This window comes from Chryseobacterium pennae (assembly GCF_003385515.1).
Classification (GTDB): Bacteria; Bacteroidota; Bacteroidia; order Flavobacteriales; family Weeksellaceae; genus Chryseobacterium; species Chryseobacterium pennae.
The window spans coordinates 144,732-167,524 of sequence record NZ_QNVT01000011.1; the positions used below are offsets into that span (position 1 = coordinate 144,732).

General features: G+C 36.0%; 15 protein-coding genes. 11 read left to right on the plus strand and 4 right to left on the minus strand.

Annotation, left to right across the window (positions count from 1 at the left end; genetic code table 11):
• Positions 1-172: 172 nt before the first annotated feature.
• Complete coding sequence (gene mnmE, locus DRF65_RS13295) at positions 173-1,558, minus strand: tRNA uridine-5-carboxymethylaminomethyl(34) synthesis GTPase MnmE (RefSeq protein ID WP_115971251.1); 1,386 nt, start codon at positions 1,556-1,558, stop codon at positions 173-175.
• Positions 1,559-2,311: 753 nt separating this feature from the next.
• On the opposite strand from mnmE, the gene DRF65_RS13300 reads away from it, so the two are divergent.
• Both DRF65_RS13300 and DRF65_RS13305 read left to right on the plus strand, forming a co-directional pair.
• Positions 2,312-3,316, plus strand: coding sequence for a hypothetical protein (locus DRF65_RS13300; RefSeq protein WP_123947340.1), 1,005 nt, complete (start codon positions 2,312-2,314; stop codon positions 3,314-3,316).
• 19 nt (positions 3,317-3,335) lie between these two features.
• On the plus strand, positions 3,336-3,851 hold the full coding sequence (locus DRF65_RS13305; protein WP_228438665.1) for a hypothetical protein: 516 nt from the start codon (positions 3,336-3,338) through the stop codon (positions 3,849-3,851).
• 1,023 nt (positions 3,852-4,874) lie between these two features.
• On the opposite strand, the gene DRF65_RS13310 is transcribed toward DRF65_RS13305, so the two are convergent.
• Positions 4,875-6,263, minus strand: coding sequence for a LuxR C-terminal-related transcriptional regulator (locus DRF65_RS13310; RefSeq protein WP_165852222.1), 1,389 nt, complete (start codon positions 6,261-6,263; stop codon positions 4,875-4,877).
• 514 nt (positions 6,264-6,777) lie between these two features.
• Entirely contained in the window at positions 6,778-7,248 is a 471-nt protein-coding gene (locus DRF65_RS13315; protein WP_115971255.1) for an Lrp/AsnC family transcriptional regulator, read from the minus strand.
• A gap of 142 nt (positions 7,249-7,390) precedes the next feature.
• Between DRF65_RS13315 and DRF65_RS13320 the strand changes: the two genes are divergently transcribed.
• From DRF65_RS13320 to DRF65_RS13360, 9 genes are all read left to right on the plus strand, one after another.
• On the plus strand, positions 7,391-8,782 hold the full coding sequence (locus tag DRF65_RS13320) for an MFS transporter (RefSeq protein ID WP_115971256.1): 1,392 nt from the start codon (positions 7,391-7,393) through the stop codon (positions 8,780-8,782).
• Between the two features lie 106 nt (positions 8,783-8,888).
• Positions 8,889-9,635, plus strand: a complete 747-nt coding sequence (locus DRF65_RS13325) for a metallophosphoesterase (RefSeq protein ID WP_115971257.1) — start codon at positions 8,889-8,891, stop codon at positions 9,633-9,635.
• Between the two features lie 134 nt (positions 9,636-9,769).
• Positions 9,770-10,696, plus strand: coding sequence for a helix-turn-helix domain-containing protein (locus DRF65_RS13330; RefSeq protein ID WP_165852223.1), 927 nt, complete (start codon positions 9,770-9,772; stop codon positions 10,694-10,696).
• A 214-nt stretch (positions 10,697-10,910) separates the two neighbouring features.
• Positions 10,911-12,056 (plus strand): efflux RND transporter periplasmic adaptor subunit, encoded by a 1,146-nt coding sequence (locus DRF65_RS13335; protein WP_115971259.1) that lies wholly within the window; start codon positions 10,911-10,913, stop codon positions 12,054-12,056.
• Positions 12,057-12,065: 9 nt separating this feature from the next.
• A complete protein-coding gene (locus DRF65_RS13340) occupies positions 12,066-15,206 on the plus strand; it encodes an efflux RND transporter permease subunit (RefSeq protein WP_115971260.1) in 3,141 nt (1,046 codons plus the stop codon).
• 17 nt (positions 15,207-15,223) lie between these two features.
• The gene (locus tag DRF65_RS13345; protein ID WP_228438667.1) at positions 15,224-16,636 is read left to right on the plus strand and encodes an efflux transporter outer membrane subunit; all 1,413 of its coding nucleotides are present in this window, start codon (positions 15,224-15,226) and stop codon (positions 16,634-16,636) included.
• A 59-nt stretch (positions 16,637-16,695) separates the two neighbouring features.
• Positions 16,696-17,250, plus strand: coding sequence for a DUF2652 domain-containing protein (locus DRF65_RS13350; RefSeq protein WP_115971262.1), 555 nt, complete (start codon positions 16,696-16,698; stop codon positions 17,248-17,250).
• A 324-nt stretch (positions 17,251-17,574) separates the two neighbouring features.
• Positions 17,575-19,758, plus strand: coding sequence for an outer membrane beta-barrel family protein (locus tag DRF65_RS13355; protein WP_115971263.1), 2,184 nt, complete (start codon positions 17,575-17,577; stop codon positions 19,756-19,758).
• 118 nt (positions 19,759-19,876) lie between these two features.
• On the plus strand, positions 19,877-20,266 hold the full coding sequence (locus DRF65_RS13360; protein ID WP_115971264.1) for a hypothetical protein: 390 nt from the start codon (positions 19,877-19,879) through the stop codon (positions 20,264-20,266).
• An 81-nt stretch (positions 20,267-20,347) separates the two neighbouring features.
• On the opposite strand, the gene DRF65_RS13365 is transcribed toward DRF65_RS13360, so the two are convergent.
• Positions 20,348-22,606 (minus strand): glycoside hydrolase family 3 C-terminal domain-containing protein, encoded by a 2,259-nt coding sequence (locus DRF65_RS13365; RefSeq protein WP_115971265.1) that lies wholly within the window; start codon positions 22,604-22,606, stop codon positions 20,348-20,350.
• Positions 22,607-22,793: the final 187 nt, after the last annotated feature.

A 22,793-nucleotide genomic window follows, 5' to 3' on the forward strand; every position in this document is an offset into this window, starting at 1 on the left:
AATCTAATCTAATCTAATCTAATCTAATCTAATCTAATCTAATCTAATCTAATCTAATCTAATCTATTTGTAATATAATATTGATTTTCTTCTATTAAATAAACAAAGCACTGTAAAAACAGCGCTTTGTTTAATAGTTTGTTTTGTATTTTATTGATTTTCAGCAACTTGGTTATTTTCCAATACAGAATTTCGAGAAGATATTACCTAGTATTTCGTCATTTGTGACTTCACCAGAAATGGTTCCAAGGTGCTCCAGGGCATTTCTTAATTCATATGCTAAAAGCTCCGTAGAAATTCGAAAAGTAATAGCTTCTTTTACCTGATGTACTGCATCCAGTGACTTTCGTAAAGCTTCAAAGTGACGCTGGTTGGTAATCACAACATTGCTTTCTTCAGTTTTTAAATGTTCAACATATGATGATAATTCATTTTTAAGATCCTGAATATTCTGATTTTCAACCGCTGAGATCTTTATAAAATCAAATTCTTGGGTAATTGCATTTCTGAAAATATCTTCAACACCTTCATATTTTGTAGGAGTGACTTCATCAATTTTTGTAGCACAAATGATGAGCTTTAAGTCTTCCCTCAATAAAGATTGTATCATTTCAATATCTTCGGAAAAACTTTCGGTAGCTGCATCTGTCAGATAAACCAGAATGTTAGCGTTTTCAACCTTTTCCTTAGCCTTTTTTACCCCAATTGCTTCAATTTCATCCACCGTGTCACGAAGTCCGGCAGTATCAATAAGACGGAAAGCATGTCCTTTGATATGAAGTACTTCTTCAATTGTATCTCTGGTCGTTCCTGCAATATTGCTGACGATAGCTCTCTCTTCCTTCAATAAAGCATTGAGTAGGGTAGATTTTCCTGCATTGGGTTTTCCGATAATAGCAACGGCAGTACCATTTTTGATTGCATTTCCGTACTGGAAACTTTCAATAAGGGAATTTAATTTTAATTCAATTTTATCCAATAGACCGCTTAATGCAGTTCTGTCTGCGAATTCTACGTCTTCCTCAGCAAAATCCAGTTCCAGTTCTATCAATGATACAAAGTTCAGAAGATCTGTTCTCAATAACGATATTTCATTAGTAATTCCTCCCTTTAGCTGGTTAATGGCTACTTTTCTGGAAGCTTCATTTTCAGACGCAATCACATCAGCAATCGCTTCTGCCTGAGAAAGATCAATTCTTCCATTGATAAATGCACGAAGAGTGAACTCTCCGGCTTTTGCCATTCTTGCGCCGTTTTTAATCAAAGTTTCGAGAATACGTTTTCCGATATGAGGTGAACCGTGGAAAGCAATTTCTACTGAGTTTTCAGTAGTAAAACTTTTCGGAGCCAAAAAAATGGATAGCATGATTTCATCAATAGCTTCTTCACCATCCATAAAATAACCGTAATGGATGGTATGAGATTTCTGTTTCTCCAGTTTTTTTGCAGGAAAACTTTTCTGAACAATGGGTAAAACATCATTTCCGGAAACTCTGATAATGCCTAAAGCACCTATTCCATTGGCTGTAGCCAGTGCACAAATAGTATCGTTATTCATGGTGCAAATTTAAGCTTTTTAATACAAATTTTATAGAGAGGCTATATGTATTGTCTATACTTCTTATTGGAATGAGAAGGTTCAGAAATATTCACGCTCCCCCTCTGGATTTTTTAAATATAGAGAACGCAGTTGCTGTGCATTTTAAATTAGTGGAAGTTATAGCTATAGGAATCGTGTTACTATAGTTTTCAGAGACAATGTCCGCATATTAGGAGGTGAAAAAAAGGCTATGTTTATACAAATCATAACTATTTTAATAGATAAATTTTATTATATCATTTTCCGTTGTCTGAGCATCAAAAATCTGGAGTATTTAAGGGGATGTAGGAAGAATCTGTATCAATGTATTGAGAAAGTATTCCAAATCGTACAATATTGATACATATTGTTTTATGTTTTTTTGGATTTGCTTTTTTGGAGATCATAAATCAATATATACATACGATAATATTGAATTTTTAAATATATGTAGTTTTGATTTATGTAAATCTTTGTTTACTAATAATTTGTTTTTATTTCAAAATTAAACACTATAAAGAAATATTTTTAATAAGAATAAATTTCTCACAGTATTCTATTATTATTTAAAATAATAATGATGTTTGGTATGTTAATTGTTGAGTAGGGATTCGGTGATGTAAAAAAAATACATATTTGTCATTAAAATGTGAATAATTTGTTAATTTAGGATGAAGATATATGAATAGTTTAATTTTTTTCAATTTTAATAAAAAATTGATTTTTTTATTAATGATAGCCTTCTATGGTTTAACCTACGCCCAGACGTGTACACCTTATACCGGGCAGGCAATGATAAGCGGGACTACTTACTGTCTTAATGGGAATCTTAATGTAGTAACCAATATTAGTGTTCCATATGGAGCAACACTTATTGTTCAGTCTGGTCAGTTACAATCTAATAGTATTCAGGTTAGTGGAGTTCTGGAGATTGGTGATGGTGCAAGTGTGAAATCTACAGGTACCGTTACAGTTGGAGCATTTAATTCTCAGAAGGATTCAAGAATTAAATTAGGAACCAAATCATTCCTGTCTCTTGTTGGATCAGTCGTTCAGGAAGATCCAACTTTTTTTGGTGCTTTCCCGGGATCAACCTCTACCATAGACATGGGAACAAACAGTGTTGTAGAGATTTGTGGAACATTTACCCAACAGTCTACAACATATCCATCTGTTAGATATATTGGAATTCCTACCGGTAAAGCTTATTGTATTGCGAAAGCTGATGTAAGTGGTGGTGGTGGCACAGCTGTAATCAGTAATGACAGCCAAATTGTTGCTATTGCTATGGGAAACGTGGTAGGGCTTGGTATGGGGAATGCAAGTTTTTGTGGTCCTAATGCGACTTCTGCTACATGTCTATCTCTTTGGCCAAAAGGATTGTCTGATGATAAATCAACTTGTGGTAATGCACCTGCGATTATTGATGATATGGATGCTTTTTGTACAAAACCGGGAGCAACAGGAACACCTGATGGGTTTACGAAATTCGGAATTACCGTTCAGCAAAAAAAGAGTGAATGGCCGGAAAATATTCCTAACGGTTTTCTTGCAATGGAAGCAAAAGATAAAGGATTCGTTATTACCAGAGTTCAGCATGTGAGCCAGACTCCACAGTCAGGAGATGCTATTGCGGATCCAAAAGAGGGGATGCTCGTATACGATCTTCTGGATAAATGTGTGAAGTTGTATAACGGTACAGAATGGAAATGTGTAGTAAGAAGCTGTAATGATTAATCTAAAAATTAATAAAAGGATGAAAAACATAAAAAATATAAGCATAGCAGCTGCCCTTGTTGTTTTTAACCTTTCTGTTGCACAGGTAGCAATTGGAAAGCAGGCTGTAGACGGAAATAGTACGGTCCTGGATTTCAATAATATATCCGGAAATACAAAAGGATTGATCCTTCCGGCGACTTCCGGTCTTCCAACCGGATCTCTGGTAAATGGAACATTTGTTTTTGATATAACTGACAATAAAATAAAGGTTTACGAAAATGATACATGGAAGCTTTTATCTGATGCAGGAAGCTCAAGCGCCGTTGTTGTAAATAATTCTACAGAGCTGGGGAAGGGGGTTATTATTGGAGCGACAACCAGTACTGCAGACGGAGTATTGGTATTGGAGTCTCCGGATAAAGCAATGATTCTTCCTCAGATTGCAACTCCTCATAGTAATGTAAAGAATCCATATCCTGGAATGATATGTTATGATACAACCAGTAAAACACTCGCCGTATTTGATGGTTCAGTCTGGAATTACTGGAAATAACCTTACAATAAGAAATAAGATAATTTTCCGGGAAACCGGTTTATATAAGTTTATAATGGGTATTGAAGCAGTGGTATATTGAGATATACTGCTGTTTTTTTTAGGTGTATATTTAAAAAAGAGATTACAGTTTTAAAGTGTAATCTCTCAGTTAAACAAATAATATAGATTGTAATATTCTCAGTTTTCTATAAATGTTTTTATAGTATTATGAGATATTGTTTCATCATAGAATGTTGTGTTAATAGGCCTCTTTTTTTGTTTGTGTTTTTAGCTTATATTATTTGTTTAGTTTATTAAAAAAACACCCCTCTGGATTTTCATCATTTGTGTTTATCATTTGTGTTGTTCTTAATACTTTTTATTAGATTAAAATTAAAGTGGTTGCAGAGGGGAGGGTTTTATAATTATTCTTAAGATTCTGTAAATAATTTATGTGTATTCTTTTTGTGGAGTGTTTAAAAAAATTAAAGGTTTATATTTTTAACATGACAAACATATTCAATAATGGTAAACATTTCCAAAAAACAGCATACGACACAGCTACACTATGGGTACTACTCATGGTTTAATTAGTTGATTTTCAGTTAAATGAGTTTTGGTAAATAAAGATGTAGGTGTTGTTTTTTGTAAAATAAATTTTAGTTTTTTTTATTGAAAAGACCGTTTTTCTTACTTAAGTATTGTTTGTTTTTAATAAAAAATATCCTTACAGTGTAAATTTTATACTATATGTTATGTAGTGAATATTATTAAAAGAGGGTGGAATTTTTATGAATTATAGATTCTTATTGGCCTGAGTTCGGATAAGGAGCTGAAATTAAATATTGGAACTGGGATAATAAAAATGGCTTTTTAAAAAGAGCAAAATATATGTGATTGTTATTTTTAACTTCATCACTTGGTTCTGTCTCCCGGTTTTAAACTTGCCTGGAACAGGATTTTCTTAATCTGAACAGATATCTGTTAATTGAAATGTTTTAAAGTTTTATAAAGACTCCCTGTTGAGTAAAATTTTCATTACTATAAGGACGTGAAAAAGCTGTAAAGATCCGTTTCGGAAGAAATATTAAGTTTTTTTCTGAGCCTGCCTTTTTTAGTCTGTACAGATCTGTGTTGTATAAAAGTGAAATCAGCAATGTCTTTTGAGGAAAAGCCGAGCCATATCATTGCACACAAAGACAACTCTGATTTGGTAAGCTGTGGGTTAATCTTTAAAATATTCTGAAACAGGCCTGGGTTGATCTCCTCAAATCTCTTGATGAATTTAAGATCATTACCCTTCGCCAGGTCCAATAACTCTGTGAAATCTTCTTTTGAAATTCTTTCCTTAGAAGGATAAGCTATCGTATTTGATTTTTCAGAACTTTTACTCTCTTTCTGATGTCTCCTGTTTCTGATCAGTAAAAATAAAATTGTTCCTGCGATGAGAATAAACACACCAATGGAAATAAAGATAAGATTAATTTGATCCTTATTTTTTTGTTCAATTACCTCGCTTAGAGAGAGATCAATGGCTTCATTTCCGGATATTTTCAGTTTCTGGTCCAATTCCTCCGCTTTCAAAGCGTAAGCTTCTTCCATTTTCCTGTTGTTGAGGTTTTGGTAAACAAAGCTGATCTGGCGGTAGAGGCTCGGTAATTTGTTGATTCTTTTTGTTTTAACTAAAATATCTGATGATTTTTTATAAAAATCTAATGCTTTTTCATATTCCTTTTTTTCAGAAAGAAGATCAGCATAAAAAGAATAGATGATGCCTTGTCTTACCGTTCCATATTCAGAACTTTTAAGAAGTGATAGTCCTTTGTCAATATAAATAGTGGCTGAATCTAGGTTTTTGGTTTGCTGTAAATGATGATAACCAATCAGGGAAGCATTAAGAGCAGAAGGATCTATGTTGAAACCTTTGTGGCGATAGATCAATGCTGAATCTTTATCCATGGCAGCAATAAAATCGGCTCTTTGCTCATACATATTTCCCAGCAGCCAGCTTTTTTCGTTCAGTTTTTTACCATAATAAATAGCTTTTGCATTATAGCTTAAGGCTGTATTTACTAATCCTGTAACATAATTGATCTGGCCATATTCGTGGTAGAGTTTAGCGTAAAGAAAATTGTCATGAAGACGGGTGATAATGTTGTTCGCAGACTTCAGGTATTCATGGCTGGTTTTGTAACTTCCCATCATCCCATAAGTATTGGCCAGGTTAATATAGGCTAAAGCTTCTCCTTTTGGGTAGCCGCCTTCTTTTGATTGTCTGATGATTTCAGTATTCAGAATGATAAGTTCCCTGTCTTTTCCTTCAAGTCTTAATTTTTCATTTTTTTGTAGCAGTGCGTTGTCTATTTCAGGAATATTGATCTTTTTACTGCAGCTACACAAGGAGATTGCAATAAAAATATATAAATACATTCTGTGACTTTTGAAAGGGGTATCACTTATGCTGTTCATGAATTCTGTGATTTTATACTCATTTGTCTAATGATGAAATTATTTCACAATTTCAGTCTCAATACTTTTTTCTGAAAGTTTCATTGTTGTATTTTTCAGAAGTCTGTCATTTCAGTTTTAGTTGTTGTAAAACTGTACGGATACCTATTATATAGATTGATCGGTAATGGTATACCGGACCACTTATTGCAGTAGCCTGAATTAATAAATTTAATGTTCATCATCTTTTTGTTGCTTAATAAATCTATCCATGCAGATAAATTTAAACTACTAAAGTAGTGAAAAATAAACAATGATCCAATACCTACTTGGTTCATAGGGACATTAATTATTGAAGAATAATAAGTTTTGTGTATTTTTAAAACATTTGAATATCAGTGTTTTATCGGTTGGCTGTGCTGGTGGAAGTGTATTTTACCTATGAAATTGAAAATAATTTTAATGAGAATTCATCTTATGACTTTTTGGGAATATCTTATAAAATCTGAGCACTTTCTTTAATGCTGCTCATCACAAATATACTTTTCGTCTGTCCGATTCCCTCAATTTCCGATAGTTTATTAATAAAAAACTCATGAAACTCATCCATATTCGGTGCCAGAATTTTTAGCATAAAATCAAAATCCCCACTGATGTTGTAAAACTCGACCACTTCTTTAAGTTTACCGACTTCTTCAATGAATTTCCCAGCCGTTTTTTTATTGTGGAGATTCAGGGCAATCATACAGATAACCATCATTCCTTTATTCACTTTTTTACGGTCTACTACGGTCGTATATTCCTTGATGATCCCTAGTTTTTCCATACGTTTAATACGCTCATGAGTAGGAGTGGGGCTGAGATTGATCCTGGCGGAAATATCACGGATGCTCATCTTCGCATCTTTCTGGAGAATTCGCAGAATCGAAAGGTCTTTTTCATCGGGAGTATAATTTTCTGTTGGCATTTGTTCTGTTTTATAGGGTTAATTTCTTTGTTTCAGTTGTTTTGTTCTTTTTATTATGTTTATTTAGTTTTATTGTTCCAAATTTAATGTAAAATTTTTAATTACGTTCTGTTAATTTTAATTTTGCAGGAAATTTGAATATATGGATACAAGGAAAAATTTAATATTAATTTTAGCATCGGTGGGAACTTTTGTGGAGGCTTTGGATATTGCAATTATTAATTTAACCATTCCTTCTATTCAGGAACAGTTTAACATCAGTGCGGGAACCGTTCAGTGGTTGCAGACTCTGTATGTATTGTTTTTTGGTGGCTTTCTGATTATTGGAGGGAAACTTTCCGATCAGATTGGAAGAAAGAAAATATTCTTATTGGGAGCACTGATTTTTATGCTGACCTCATTGGGGGCAGGTCTTTCAGAAAGCTTCAATGTGCTGGCTATATTCCGTGCTCTGCAGGGATTGGGAGCGGCGCTTGTGATGCCGGCAGCATTGTCTATTGTAACTAATACTTTCAGAGAAGAACAGGAAAGAAATCGTGCGATTGGAATTTTCAGTTCTTTTGCTGCAATTGGTTCAGGAAGTGGTCTTTCCGTGGGTGGGATTATCAGTACCTATCTGAGCTGGCATTGGGTTTTCCTTATTAATGTTCCAATTCTTTTAATTACGTTAATCTTATCCTATTATTATTTACCAACAGATGAGAAAAATGAAACCGCACAAAAAACAGATCTTATTTCCGGGATTTTAATGGTTGTAGGGCTTTTGAGTTTAACATACGGAACCCATGAATTGATTCATATTAAAGAACAGCCTTTTCTTGTAATAGGTTCATTAATAGTTGCAGTATTGCTTTTAGTGATGGTATTCTTCAGATTGAGAACTGTTGCAGAGCCCTTATTTGATCTGAAATTATTCAGACATGGTTCATTGGTTGTTTCCAATGCAGCTTTCTTCATGCTGGGAGCATTTTTCATCGGGTTTTTATTCCTGATTTCATTAATGCTTCAGAAAGATATGAGCTATAGTGCAGCTTCAGCAGGATTAATGTTGGTTCCGTTTAGTGTTCTATCGGCTTTAACAGCTAAGTTTGTACTGCCTCATGTTTCCAAACGGTTGAGTTCATCTCAAATGGGTGTATTAGGTTGGGGTTTTATGCTGGCTGGTGGATTGCTGTTGTTAATTTCAGTGTATGCAGGGCATCCGTTAGCGATGGTTCTATTAGGAGCTGCGTGTATTTCAGGAATAGGAATGACGTTCTGTTTTACAGCACTTTCTGTGATGGGAATTCAGGATGTTGAGCCTTCCAACTACGGATTGGCATCAAGTTTGAGTTCTACAAGTTACTTCCTGGGAGCTGGGATCGGGCTGTCGTTCATGACTTTAATGAGTCAGGTTTTTCCTTCAGAATTTGCGGTTGGAAGCCTGAATTTGATTGTACTGGTTAGCTATGCTCTTTTAGCCCTTGGAATGTTATTCTATTTTATATTGAAAAGCTTAAAAGTGAAACAGGCGGAAATGGCTGTTTCATCATAAGCGGCCTTAAAATTACACAAACTATATGAGTAAGGAATCGGTGTTTAGGCATTGGTTCCTTTTTTTATTTTTTCGTGAGTTCATCCTTCTTTATTACTTTTGTAGGATGAGAATACAAATCATTAGTGATCTTCATCAGGAATTTGGACGAACTGAATTATGTTTTGACAATGCAGATGTTATTGTTTTGGCTGGTGATGTTAATTTGGGAACTAAAGGAATTGAATGGATTAAAGAAACAATTCCTGGTAAGCCGGTGATTTATATTCTGGGAAACCATGAATATTATAAAGGCTCATATCCGAAGACTCTTCATAAAATAAAAGATGAAGCAGAAGGTTCCAATGTTTTTGTACTCGAAAATTCTTTTGTGGATATTGAAGGTGTCCGTTTTCATGGAACTACCTTATGGACCGATTTTTCCATCTTTGGAAACCCTGTGAAATATGGAATGATCTGTCAGCCGAAGATGAATGATTATAAAAAAATCAGACGCGATCCATCTTATTCAAAAATGAGAACCATAGACACTTTCAAAATTCATCAGCTTTCAAAAGTATGGCTGCGGGAGAATCTTGAAGTTTCAAAAGAGCTTAAAAATATTGTTGTTACTCACCATGCTCCCAGTATTCAGTCTGTACCGGAACATTATAAAGAAGATCCATTAACTTCAGCTTATGCTTCCAGCCTGGAAGATGTAATTCTTGAATATCAGCCATTATACTGGATTCATGGTCATATTCACACACCCTGCAGATATAGTATTGGGAAAACAGAAGTGATTTGTAACCCTCATGGTTATATTGATGAAAAGTACAATGGTTATGAGAAAGAACTAATTGTGGAAATATAATATGGGGAAGGCTGGGTGTATCAAATAGGCTAAAGATGGGATTTACCTGCTGGCTTTCTTGTTTTTCCAGCATTCTTGTGCTCTTTGCTTTTTTCCCTCTTTTCACTACCTTCGTACCTCATAACCCATTTCCTATGGCTAAAAAATCCCATAAAGAACTTCTCCAGAAACCTGATTTTGTTTCACAATTGGCTTTTGATGAATTATTACAGCAGGTAGAATTTGATCTCAGAGTCAAAGAGTTTGTGGTGATGGAAATTGACCGGGCGAATTATATCATAAAGCCTAATATCCCATACCGTTCAGATTATTTCTGTATTTTTCTTGTGCAGGAAGGAAGTGTTGGTTTTAGACTGGATGATAAAAATTACATGGTCTATAAAGGAGATATTGTTTTTTGTCCTATGGCTGAGACTTTCTGGGTAGATAATATTGCTATTGATTATAATGCTAAATATATTTTCTTTTCGTTGGATTTTATTTCTGAGGCTGGTTTTAACTATAAATCCAATAATGTACTGAAGAGTTTGTCGTCAGATCCTACCCATATCGTAAGGAATGAACCGGAGCTTTACAAAAGGTTACAGTTCTATTTTGATGAATTAAAGATGTTGAATAACAAAGAGAAAGATAATTATTATTTTAATGAAATGATCTGGCATCACTTCTCGCTGGTTATTTATGAGATTGATAATTATTTCAAAAAAATCGAAAAACCACATTCGGTGACTCCTCGTGAAGATGAACTTACTACCAGTTTTTTTAAACTTGTTCAGGAGCATTTCAAAGAGGAACATAATGTTCAGTTCTATGCAGACAAGTTGTTTATCAGTCGGAAGTATCTTACCAAAGTTATCAATAAAACCATGTTCAAAACGCCACGGGATATTATTCATCAGGTATTGGCGGTAGAAGCAAGGTTATTGCTCAAGAACCCAAATCTTAACGTGAATGAAGTGGCTGCAAAGCTTAGGTTCTCAGATCAGGCGTCTTTCAGTAAATTTTTCAAAAAGCACACTGGGAGAGCTCCATTAGAATACAGGAAAGATGATTTGTATTGATAATCAATTAGTTGTATTTTAGGTGTCTTTTTGATAAAATAAGGTCTATTTTTGATTTAAATTTTAGAAATATATTATTTAATTTGTCTATGAATGATATATCTCATGTTTTTTAAAATAAGGAGTCTTTTTGACAAAACAAGGAGTTTTTTGAATAAATCTATTGAATTTTTTTCGTTCGAATTTTGTGGCGAAAATTTAAATGACTATAGTTATGCAAAGATTTTTTGTTCAAAAATCGACACTGCTTTTTCTTGCGCTCATCGCTTTGACGGGATGTAAGAAAAGTAACCAAAACCAAGCTTATCAGCAACAGGCACCAGAACTTCCTGTAGAAATAGTAAAACAAGGAGATGCTTCTGTCTCCAGAGAATATGCAGCAGCAGTTGAAGGGGTTTCCAATGTAGAGATCAGGCCTCAGGTAACAGGATACCTAAGTAAAATTTTTGTAGATGAAGGAGATTATGTAAGAGCCGGCCAGCCATTGTTCAAAATTGAAGATAAGATATTCGCTGAGCAGATAAAAAGTGCACAGGCAGCACTGATTACGGCACAGGCAAATCTTTCCAGTTCTAAAATTGATCTGGACAGGAAAAAGGAACTTTTCAAAAATAAAATGGTTTCCGAAATCCAGGTGAAAGAAGCAGAAGCAGCTTATAATGCGGCAAGAGGAGCGGTAAGCCAAACAACATCTTCTATTGAATCTGCAAAGATCAATCTTAATTTTTCTACAATTAAAGCTCCGGTAAGTGGATTTATCGGAAGATTCAACTATCGTTTGGGAAGTTTGATGACCCCTGGTAATCAGGAGCCCATTACCCTTTTGTCCGATATTCATCAGGTATATACGTATTTCAGTTTGAGTGAAAATGACTTTAATAATTTCCAGAAACAATATGTGGGAAGCAGCATTGAGGAGGTTATTAAAAATACTCCGGCAGTATCTCTATTGCTTTCCGGGGGTGAAAAGTACGCTGAAACAGGAAGGATAGATGCCGTTGAAGGGCAGTTTAACAAAACTACGGGTTCTATTACCTTAAGAGCAAAATTCAATAATCCGAATCATCTTTTGAGAAGCGGAAATACCGGGAAGATCTTATTAGATCAGTTTTACAGCAATGTTGTATTACTTCCGATCGCTTCTACCAGAACGATTCAGGATAAAGTTTTTGTCTTCACGATCAAAAATGGAAAAGCAGAAATGCTTCCGGTAGAAGTGAATGGAAAAACGGGTGATCATTTCATCGTTTCCAAAGGCCTGAAAGCTGGAGATCAGTACATCGTTTCCGGTTTCGACAGACTGCAGCCGGGAACGCCTGTCGTGGCACAAAAGAAAAATGCTCAACAGAAAAAATCGTAAGAAGAAATCATGTTAAAGAAAATTATAAAAAGACCCGTACTGGCCACGGTTATCTCCGTGTTGCTTGTTATTCTCGGGATCGTCGGTATGGTCAGCCTGCCGATTACAAAATTTCCGGACATTGCACCACCTACTGTAATGGTAACGGCAGCATATCCCGGAGCTAATGCTGAAACGATTGCAAGATCTGTGGCTCCGCCATTGGAAAATGCCATCAATGGAGTGGAAAATATGGATTACATTACTTCTACAGCAAGTAATGACGGGACATTAAGTATTACTGTTATCTTTAAATTGGGAACAGATCCTGATCAAGCAGCCATCAACGTTCAGAATAGGGTAGCACAGGTAACGAACCAGCTTCCTGCTGAGGTGATCCAGGCCGGAATTACCACTGTGAAGAGGCAGAACAGTATGATTGCAATGGTTTCCCTGACGAGTAAAGATGGTTCTATGAATGATCTTTTTCTTGAGAACTATGCGAAAATTAATATTGTACCGGAACTGAAAAGGGTAAAAGGAGTAGGAGATGCCATGGTGTATGGGAATAAAGATTATTCTATGCGTGTATGGCTTGATCCGAATAGGCTTGCTTCCTATAATCTTACTCCATCCGATGTTTCCCGTGCGATTCAGACCCAAAACCTTGAAGCAGCACCCGGAAGATTAGGAGAGAGAAGTAAAGAAGTAATGGAATATGTCCTTCGATATAAAGGGAAATTCACGGAACCTGAACAGTATGAAAATATTACCATTAAAGCGTTAAGCGACGGTTCTGTTTTAAAACTGAAAGATGTTGCCAAAGTAGAATTTGGAGCCTACAGCTATACGGTTTCATCTAACTTTAATAAGAAGGCTTCCGTAACGATGGCGATCTTCCAGATGGCTGGATCAAATGCGAATGAAGTGCAGATTGCTCTTCAGGAAAGAATGAAGGAACTGGAGAAATCATTTCCCGCAGGAATGGCTTACGAGATTCCGTATGCTACCAAAGAAGCTTTGGATCAGTCTATAGAACAGGTAATTCATACCTTGATAGAAGCATTTATTCTTGTGTTCATTGTAGTATATATTTTCCTTCAGGATTTTAGATCAACATTAATCCCGGCTATTGCAGTACCGGTTTCGATTGTAGGAACATTCTTCTTTATGAAGATTTTTGGATTCTCAATTAATATCCTGACATTGTTTGCCTTAGTGCTCGCGATTGGTATTGTGGTGGATGATGCAATTGTTGTGGTGGAAGCAGTTCATGCTAAAATGGAGCATAAAAAACTGAATCCAAGGGCAGCAACCATGTCTGCGATGAGTGAGATTACAGGAGCAATTGTTTCTATTACCCTGATTATGTCTGCGGTATTCGTTCCGGTGGCATTTATGAGTGGTTCCACAGGATTATTCTATCAGCAGTTTGCCTTAACGTTAGCCATTGCCATTGTGATTTCTGCGATCAATGCATTAACATTAAGTCCTGCTTTATGTGCTCTGTTCCTGAAACAGCATCACGGTGGTGCTCATGAAAAAATGAACTTTAAAGACCGGTTTTTCGCTGGATTTAATGCAAGTTTTAATAAGTTGACATTCCGTTACGGAAAAGCAGTATTGTTCCTTTTAAAGAAAAAATGGATTGCAGTGGCAATGATTGTTGCTTTTGGAGGATTGTTTGCGTGGATGTCTATGACGACTCCAAAAGGATTTATTCCTGATGAAGATCAGAGTTTTATCATTGTAACTGCTAATCTGGCTCCGGGAGCTTCTAAAGACAGAACCTCCAAGGTGGTTTCTGATACGGAAGATCTTTTGATGAAAAATCCAGCAGTAGATAAAGTGATTTCAGTAGATGGACTCAACTTATTCAGTGGTTCAATGTCTTCTTCAGCGGCTTCTATCTTTGTTAAATTAAAAAACTCAGGAAAAAGAGGAGCGGTCGACAATATTAATGATATTATCGGGCAGACGCAAGGAATACTTTCTAAGGATAAAAGAGCGAATTTCCTTGTGATCAATACACCAACAGTTGATGGTTTCGGGAATACGAGTGGTATGGAGCTTGTGCTTCAGGACCGTACCAATGGAGAACTTCAGAACCTTGGAAATATTTCCTACGGAATGATGGGTGCTTTGATGCAGAGACCGGAAGTGGCAGTAGCATTTACCACTTTTGATGTTACCTATCCTCAGTTTGAAGTGCTTGTAGATGAAGTGAAATCGGCTCAGCTTGGTGTGAATGTTTCTGATGTATTGGGAGTGATGCAGGGATATTATGGAAGTATTCAGGCTTCAGATTTCAACAGATTCGGAAAATATTACAGGGTTTTGGTGCAATCTACTCCGGAAATGAGACAGGATAAAGAATCTCTGAATGGTGTTTTCGTTAAAAATAATCTTGGACAAATGGTTCCTATCAATACTTTGGTGAGCTTAAAACAGACAACAGGAGCTGAGGTGGTAGACCGTTTCAATCTTTTCAATTCATCCAATTTAACAGTAATGGCGGCGCCGGGTTATAGTACGGGTCAGGCAATGGCTGCTGTGGAAGAAGTAAGCAAGCAGGTACTTCCACCGGGATATACCTATGATTATAAAGGGATGAGCCGTGAAGAAGCAGGGTCCAGTTCGCAATCAGTGATGATTTTCGGGTTGTGTATTGTATTTGTATTCTTCCTTTTATCAGCACAATATGAAAGTTATATTCTTCCATTTGCTGTACTGATTGCTATTCCGGTAGGGTTGTCTGGAGTTTTTGTGGGAATTACTTTCGCAGAATTGTCTAATAATATTTATGTTCAGATTGCTCTGGTCATGTTGATCGGGCTTCTGGCAAAGAATGGTATTCTGATTGTGGAATTTGCCATTCAGAGACGAAGAGCAGGAAAAAGCCTTATTGCTTCAGCAGTAGAAGGAGCAAAAGCGCGTTTACGTCCGATTCTGATGACCTCTCTGGCATTCATTACCGGATTGCTTCCATTGATTTTTGTAGTAGGTCCGTCTGCAATGGGTAACCATTCCATTGGATATGCTGCTATTTCAGGGATGCTTTTTGGAACAATCTTAGGAATTTTTTTAGTTCCGGTACTTTTCGTGATGTTCCAGGCTTTGCATGAAAAAATCAACGGAAAGGTGGTAACAGATGCGGATTGGGAATATTAATTCAAATGATTTTAACAATGAAAATTAAAAATATAGCATATATCGCATTCATTTCAGGAACAGCAGTTTCTTGTGGGGTTCAAAAGTATGAACAGCCTGAAGTGAAGATGCCTGAAGCTTTCAGAGCTGACAGTATCGTGGTTGAGCAGAATGAAAACATCGCAAAAATCGGTTACAAAGATTTTTTCAAAGATCCGGTGTTAGTAGGATTGATTGATAAAGCGATGATTCAGAATAATGATCTTCAGGTAGCTTTAAAGCAGATAGAATTTGCTTCATTAGCATATACGCAAAGCAAATGGGGGAATGTTCCTACCATCAATGCTACTACAAACGGCAGTGTCAGCCGTGCTTCAGACAATAGTATGAACGGAATGATGGGCAGACAGTTTACAGGGAAGAGGTATACGGAAGACTATACGACAGCACTCAATTTTTCGTGGGAAGCTGATATCTGGGGAAAGATCAAAGGAAGAAAGGAGCAGGCGTTGGCTGATTATCTTAAAACTCAGGAAGCAGCAAAAGCGGTAAAAACACAAGTGGTGGCTGCTGTAGTTCAGGGGTATTACAATCTTCTGATGCTGGATACTCAGTTGGAAATCACAAAATCTAATCTCACCTATGCTGATAATACCCTGAAGTTTTTAGTGAAACAGCAGGAGCTAGGATTGATTACGGCTTTAGCAGTTCAACAGCAGGAAATTGTAAAGGATCAGATCCTGAAAACCATTCCGGCTATTGAAAGTTCTGTGGCTACGCAAGAAAATGCTTTAAGCTTGTTAACCGGCTCTATGCCTGGGAAAATTGAAAGAAGCTCAAGTCTGAATACTGTTCAGTCTCCGGATCATATTTCGGCAGGAATTCCGTCAGAATTATTAAGCTACAGACCTGATGTAAAAACAGCAGAGCTGGAAGTAAGAAAGAGTGCTGCAGCTATTCATGTGGCCAAAATGAGTATGTATCCGTCATTGAATATTACAGCTCAGGGCGGAGTAAATGCTTTTCAGATCAGCAAATGGTTCAGTATTCCGGGATCTCTTTTCGGAATGGCTGCAGGAGCTATTGCTCAGCCTATTTTGAATGGTAAACAGTTGAAAACCCAGTATGAACAGTCTAAAGTACTGGCAGATCAGGCTGAAATAAGCTTTAAGCAGTCTGTTTTAAGTGCGGTAGGAGAGGTTTCCGATGCATTGGTGCAGATTCAGAAGCTGGAAGAACAGCAGAAAATCGCTGAAGGATTAGTAGTAAAATCTAATGAAGCTGTAAAAAAAGCAGATGTATTATTTAAATACAATTCGGCAACGTATGTAGAGGTGATTATGACCCAAACCAATAAGCTTAATGCTGAATTGGAACTGGCTTCTCTGAAAGCTCAACGATTGAATGCAATCACAGCGCTGTACCGCTCTGTAGGAGGTGGATGGCAATAAAGTAAAATGAAACCTGCTTCGTCTTTAATGATGCAGCAGGTTTTTAATCTAAAATCATTATGAAGGATACAAATATACAGGAGGGAATCATTTTAATTCCGGATTTCAGCGGATTTACCGAATTTGTGTTCAATACTAAACTTTATACAGGAGAATATATTGTAAGACAACTACTATCTACGCTGATTGATATGAATGATCAGTATTTTGAAATTTCTGAAATTGAAGGCGATGCCATTTTATTTTATCGGTATGATGAAAATCCGTCTTATCAGAATATTTCAAAGATGCTTTGGAAAATGCGTAATGCATTCAACAGAAAAATAAAAGAATTGAGTAAGAGCTTAAGCACTACGATAGATTTGTCTTTGAAATTTATCGTTCATTATGGTGCCTTTTCGCAATATAATATCGGAAGCTTCAGAAAACTGTATGGCAAACCGATTGTAGAAGCCCATCAGTTGTTGAAAAATGGCTGGGCAGAAAAACCTTCTTATGCTTTATTCAGTAATTCTTTTTTAGAAAATACCAGTAATCAGGAAGCTGGTTTTAATGAAGATCAGCATCATCTGCCGGAAGTGGGCATGATCCATTATTTTGAAACAATAAACTAGCATATTTTTTATTTTTTAATCCTTGTAAATTTGCTATTGCTAGCGGCCCGGGTGAGATCCGGGCTTTTTTTATGGGTAAAATGAATATATATATGTTAAAGTTTGGTTAATGGAAATTATCGCAATTCTAATTTTTTTGACTATATATTATTAATAAGGGTTTTTAATTGTTTTTTTTGTCTTAATAACTGTTATTTTTTTAAATTATTTTTAAAATTGGGTTTTGTAAACTGTTAAAAACTAGAGGTTTATTTCGTTCTCTAATTTTTTTGATGTAACAAATGTTAGAGTATAGTGGTCTTATAGATAAAACTAAGATTTCACATGAAAAGAATATTACTTTCTATAGCAGCATTAACAGGTTCTCTGGCGTTGGCTCAGACACAGGCCCCAGATCCGGCTGCTAAGGATACTGCAAAGGGAAATGCAAAAGAGATAGAAGCAGTTACCATTGTAGCAAGAAAACCAACCGTAGAGTCTAAAGTAGACCGAACTGTTTTTAATGTGGCGAACAGCGCTATTGTAGCAGGAAATACAACTTGGGATGTTCTGAGAATGACTCCATTGGTAAGTATTGATAATAATGATGCCGTAAAAGCCGAAGGTCAGACGGTGACAGTTTATATCAATGACCGAAAATCAGTGTTTACAGGAAAAGAATTAAAAGAATATCTTAAAACGATTCCGGCAGATAATCTATTGAAGATTGAAGTGATTACAAGCCCGTCTTCAAGATATGAAGCTTCCGGTTCTGTTATCAATATTGTGTTGAAGAAACGTGATGATGAAGGATTAAAAGGGAGTATCTCATTAAGTAACAGACATAGTACAAAGAATTCTCAATATTCCAATTTCAACCTCAATTATCATAAGAAGAAATTTACGCAAACCCTGATTGGAAGTTATTCTAATAATAATTATGTACAAAAAGGGTCCAGTAATATTGTGTTTTATGCGGACAACAAGCTGAATAGAGATTTAAACTATCAAACCATATCCAGAAGTGAAACGCCATCCCTTTCCTCTACTTCCGAATTTGAGCTTAATGATAAAAATAATATAGGGCTTGTTCTTGAATATTATCAAAGCAGAGGTTTATCCTCATCAGATACAGAGGGGAGAGAATATGATAATCTGAAAAAGGATTTTATTGATTATCATCAGGCTCAAAATGCGAATACTTTTTACCGTAATCTGGGCACGAATGCTTTTTATAAATATTATGATAAAGAAAAAAACAGAATTCTGGACATTAATCTAGGAACCAATTATTCCGGAAATAATAATAATGAATTCATCAATAAAACAATATTGAACGATCCGAATATTAAAGAAATAGGATCAATAAATAATGGACAGATGCGTAATTATTATCTGAAAGTAGATTATACCCAGCCATTAGGTAAATCCTGGGGAACGATTGAAATAGGGGCAAAAACGGAATTCAACAATCATGTAATTCCTAATAATCTTTATGGATACAGTTTGGGAACTTCTGAATATGCAGGGCTCTCGACAAGGGATAAATTCCATTATGAGGATAATATTACTTCTGCATATGCCAACTATAGCAAAACATTTTTCAAGAAATTGGAAACCAGGATAGGGCTTCGATATGAATATATTGATTTTAAAGTAAGACAAGATGTAGCAGGAACCGAAAGAAAAGACGGCTATGGTACTTTTCTTCCTAATTTATTGCTGAAATATAATTTTTCAGATAAATATGATCTGAGTCTTACCTACGACCGTAAAATATGGAGACCCTGGTATTCGGAATTTAATCCTTTTTTAACTCCATCTATTGACGGAACCTATTCCAGAGGAAATATGGATCTGAATCCTAATCCTAACGACAGGCTTTATCTGAAGTTTGGAATCCTGAAAAAGTATTTTATTTCTGCAAGATATATGCATACCAATCAGGATTACTGGACTACTTATTCCAGTGAAGGAGGAAGAAATGTATCTTTCCCTGGAAATTTCAATGGGAAAGTTGAGAAATATTATATTTTTGCCAATACCAATCAGAATTTTCTTAAAAATAAGCTGAATCTGAATGTTGGATTCGGTTGGTATTATATTGATAATCATGATTTCAACTTGAAGAATGATATCGGAGGGAGAGCATATATCAATTATTGGGGTGGTTCTGCCAATCTTTCTTATACCAACCTTTTCAATAAAAATATTAACCTGAGTGCCTGGATGGAAATCTCCAATCAGAATAATGGAAATACTCAAGCCAATAATACCAACGTATTCCATAATATTTCCATTACAAAAATATTTCCTAAAACCCAGATGGAAGCCAGTATACAGCTGATGAATATCTTTAAAAGACCTTATTCTGATGACATCACTTACAATCAGGGCGGAACAGTGAGAAGATATGAATTATGGGATTGGTATGGAGTGAATATTACTTTTGTAAAGCGTTTCGGAAACCAGAAGGTGAAAGAAAATACCAAAACAGATGTTGAGAAAAATGCAGGAAGTGCAAAATAAAAAAAGTTAGTTCAATATAAAAGCAGGTTTCAGTTTTGGAATCTGTTTTTTATTGATGACAGGATATGATTTTTCTTGGCTATATCATTACATATACTTAAGTTTGTGAAAAATAACCATGAAAAAAACAACATTAAGCTTTATTGTTGCAGCTGGATTAATTTTAGGGACAGCTGCTCTATTCGGTCAGAAACCATCTGACGTAATGACTGAAAATTCCATTCATTTAGCTGAAAATAATACAGGTAGCGGTATTGAAGGTACCTGGAAAATCCATAAAATAGATGGTCAGAAAGTTGAAAATGATTTAACAAAGACATTTGCTCCTGGTGGTGTAATGATTAGCAAACAAGGGCGTGCTAGCAAAAAAACAAAATGGAAAATGGAAAACGGAAAACTTTGTGTAAATGAAGTGGGAGACGATTTTTCTTGTTGCGAATATAAAGTCACAAAAACTACTTTGACTTATACTATTATGGGGAGTGAGCTAAGTTTTATTCGCAAATAGTTTTAAGAAAATACATTAAAATTTGATATAAAAAATGCCCGAGTTTAGTCGGGCATTCGTTTTAGAAATATATAAGTAAGGTTACTTCAGTGTAAACTTCACCTTCGTTTTAATAGCATCTGAAGAATTTCCGATTTGAGCTTCAAAATCTCCAGGTTCAGCTACCCAGTCGTGCTTCTGAGCATCAAAGAAACTTAAAGCAGATTTGTCAATAGTGAAAGTCACATCTTTTTGCTCTCCAGGATTTAAATACACCTTTTCAAATCCTTTCAATTCTTTGGCAGGACGTGGAACAGATGATTTTGAATCACTGATGTAAAGCTGGGCAACTTCTGCTCCGGCTTTCTTTCCTGTATTTTTAACCGTTACCGTAAAAGTAATGGTATCGTTTAGTGATAGGGTGTTTTTATCTGCTGTAGCTTTTCTAAACTCAAAAGTGGTATAACTTAATCCATGTCCGAAGCTGAAAAGAGGTTTGATGTTTTTGGTATCATGCCAACGGTATCCTACCAATATGCCTTCGTTGTAAGTGATATTGATCGGGTTTTTCTGATCTTTTCCTTTTCCTGCAGCCAATTCATCTTTCTGACCGGGATATTCTCCAAGCTGATGTGCTGAATTATCTTCAAGCTTTACAGGGAAGGTAAACGGAAGCTTTCCTGATGGGTTGGCATCACCAGCTAAAATAGAAGCGATGGAATTTCCAGCTTCAGAACCTAAATACCACGACTGTAAAACGGTTGGAACTTCTTTAATCCAAGGCATGGCAACAGCATTTCCCGAAACTAAAACTACAGCCATGTTTTTATTTGCTTTGGCTAAAGCTGTAATTACATTATCCTGATTATATGGCAATCCATAGCTTTTTCTGTCGTTTCCTTCACTGTCCTGAAAGTCTGCTTTATTCAGTCCGCCAACAAAAATTACATAGTCAGATTTTTTGGCTAATGCTACAGCTTCATTTAAAAGTTCAGCATCAGAACGGGTATCTTTTAAATCCTGTCCGGATTTTACCCCATTGTATTCGCCACCAATATCTCCTACATATCCTCTGGCATACTGGACATCGGACTGTTTTCCAAATCTTGATTTTATCCCATCTAAAGGAAGGGTTTCATATTTTACCTTTAATGAAGATGAACCACCACCAACGGTCATGATTTTAATGGCATTTTCACCAATAACTGCAATTTTCTTGGCCTTATTGATGTCAATAGGAAGTACATTCCCCTGATTTTTTAACAGAACAATTCCTTCTTCTCCAATTTCTTTGGCTACAGCCTTATGTTCTTCAGAAGCGATATTCCCGAAAGGTTTATTTCGGTTCATTGTAGTTTTGTAGGCAAGACGAAGCAGTCTGGTTACCTTGTCATCCAATTCTTTCGTTCCTACTTTTCCTGCTTTAATCAGATCCAGATAAGGTTTTGCCAGATAATAATTATCATAGGCATTTTTGGTTCCGGCAGAAAGGCCATTCGTCCATGAACCAAACTCAAGATCTAATCCGTTATGGATGGCCTGTTCGGTATTATTAACAGCACCCCAGTCAGAAACTACTACCCCTTTATAATTCCATTCTTTCTTTAGAATATCATTTAAAAGATATTGATTCTGGCTGGCATATTGACCTTTATACAAGTCGTAAGCACCCATAATCGTCCAGGAGTCTCCTTCGGTCACTGCTGCTTTGAAAGGCGGAAGGTAGATTTCATATAATGTTCTGTCATCCACATTTACATTACTGGTATGGCGGAACATTTCCTGATTATTCAGAGCAAAATGTTTTACAGAAGTTGCCACACCATTAGATTGTACCCCTTTGATGTAAGGGACCACCATTTTTGAGGTCAGATAAGGATCTTCACCCATGTATTCAAAATTTCTTCCATTCAGAGGAGTTCTGTAAATATTGACACCAGGTCCCAGCAGAATATCTTTTTTTCTGTAACGGGCTTCTTCTCCCAATGCTTTACCATAGTTCCAGGACATTTTCTTATTCCAGGTAGCAGATAAAGCGGTTAGGGCAGGGTAGGCGATAATGGAGTCGTTGGTCCATCCGGCCTGATCCCATTCGTCCCACATTACTTCAGGACGTACCCCATGAGGTCCGTCAGTCGTCCAGAATTCAGGAATTCCTAATCTTGGAACACCTGGAGAACTGAATTTTGACTGTGCGTGAAGCATGGCTACTTTCTCTTCCAGCGTCATTCTGGAAAGAGCATCCTGAATACGCTGTTCTACAGGTTTCGATTCATCTAAATAAACGGGAGTCGTGTTCTGGGCCATATAAGAAACAGAAATAAAGGTGAATAAACTTACAATGGCGGTTTTCTTTAACATATTGCCTTATTATTGGATTGAAGCAAAAATAAACAAAATATTTATATTATCTCAAATTGAGAAAATAAATTTTAAGGCATAAAAAAACTGCCTACAAAATTGCTGACAGAATTTTTTTAGAAGGGAAAGATATTATAGGCGGATAGGCTGGGTATGTGAGATTTGAGGTCAATAATCAATATTGCTT

Coding starts and splice junctions, on each gene's coding strand:
- mnmE (WP_115971251.1), bottom strand. CDS start 1,558: ATGAATAACGATACTATTTGTGCACTGGCTACAGCCAATGGAATAGGT.
- DRF65_RS13300 (WP_123947340.1), top strand. CDS start 2,312: ATGATAGCCTTCTATGGTTTAACCTACGCCCAGACGTGTACACCTTAT.
- DRF65_RS13305 (WP_228438665.1), top strand. CDS start 3,336: ATGAAAAACATAAAAAATATAAGCATAGCAGCTGCCCTTGTTGTTTTT.
- DRF65_RS13310 (WP_165852222.1), bottom strand. CDS start 6,263: ATGTATTTATATATTTTTATTGCAATCTCCTTGTGTAGCTGCAGTAAA.
- DRF65_RS13315 (WP_115971255.1), bottom strand. CDS start 7,248: ATGCCAACAGAAAATTATACTCCCGATGAAAAAGACCTTTCGATTCTG.
- DRF65_RS13320 (WP_115971256.1), top strand. CDS start 7,391: ATGGATACAAGGAAAAATTTAATATTAATTTTAGCATCGGTGGGAACT.
- DRF65_RS13325 (WP_115971257.1), top strand. CDS start 8,889: ATGAGAATACAAATCATTAGTGATCTTCATCAGGAATTTGGACGAACT.
- DRF65_RS13330 (WP_165852223.1), top strand. CDS start 9,770: ATGGCTAAAAAATCCCATAAAGAACTTCTCCAGAAACCTGATTTTGTT.
- DRF65_RS13335 (WP_115971259.1), top strand. CDS start 10,911: ATGCAAAGATTTTTTGTTCAAAAATCGACACTGCTTTTTCTTGCGCTC.
- DRF65_RS13340 (WP_115971260.1), top strand. CDS start 12,066: ATGTTAAAGAAAATTATAAAAAGACCCGTACTGGCCACGGTTATCTCC.
- DRF65_RS13345 (WP_228438667.1), top strand. CDS start 15,224: ATGAAAATTAAAAATATAGCATATATCGCATTCATTTCAGGAACAGCA.
- DRF65_RS13350 (WP_115971262.1), top strand. CDS start 16,696: ATGAAGGATACAAATATACAGGAGGGAATCATTTTAATTCCGGATTTC.
- DRF65_RS13355 (WP_115971263.1), top strand. CDS start 17,575: ATGAAAAGAATATTACTTTCTATAGCAGCATTAACAGGTTCTCTGGCG.
- DRF65_RS13360 (WP_115971264.1), top strand. CDS start 19,877: ATGAAAAAAACAACATTAAGCTTTATTGTTGCAGCTGGATTAATTTTA.
- DRF65_RS13365 (WP_115971265.1), bottom strand. CDS start 22,606: ATGTTAAAGAAAACCGCCATTGTAAGTTTATTCACCTTTATTTCTGTT.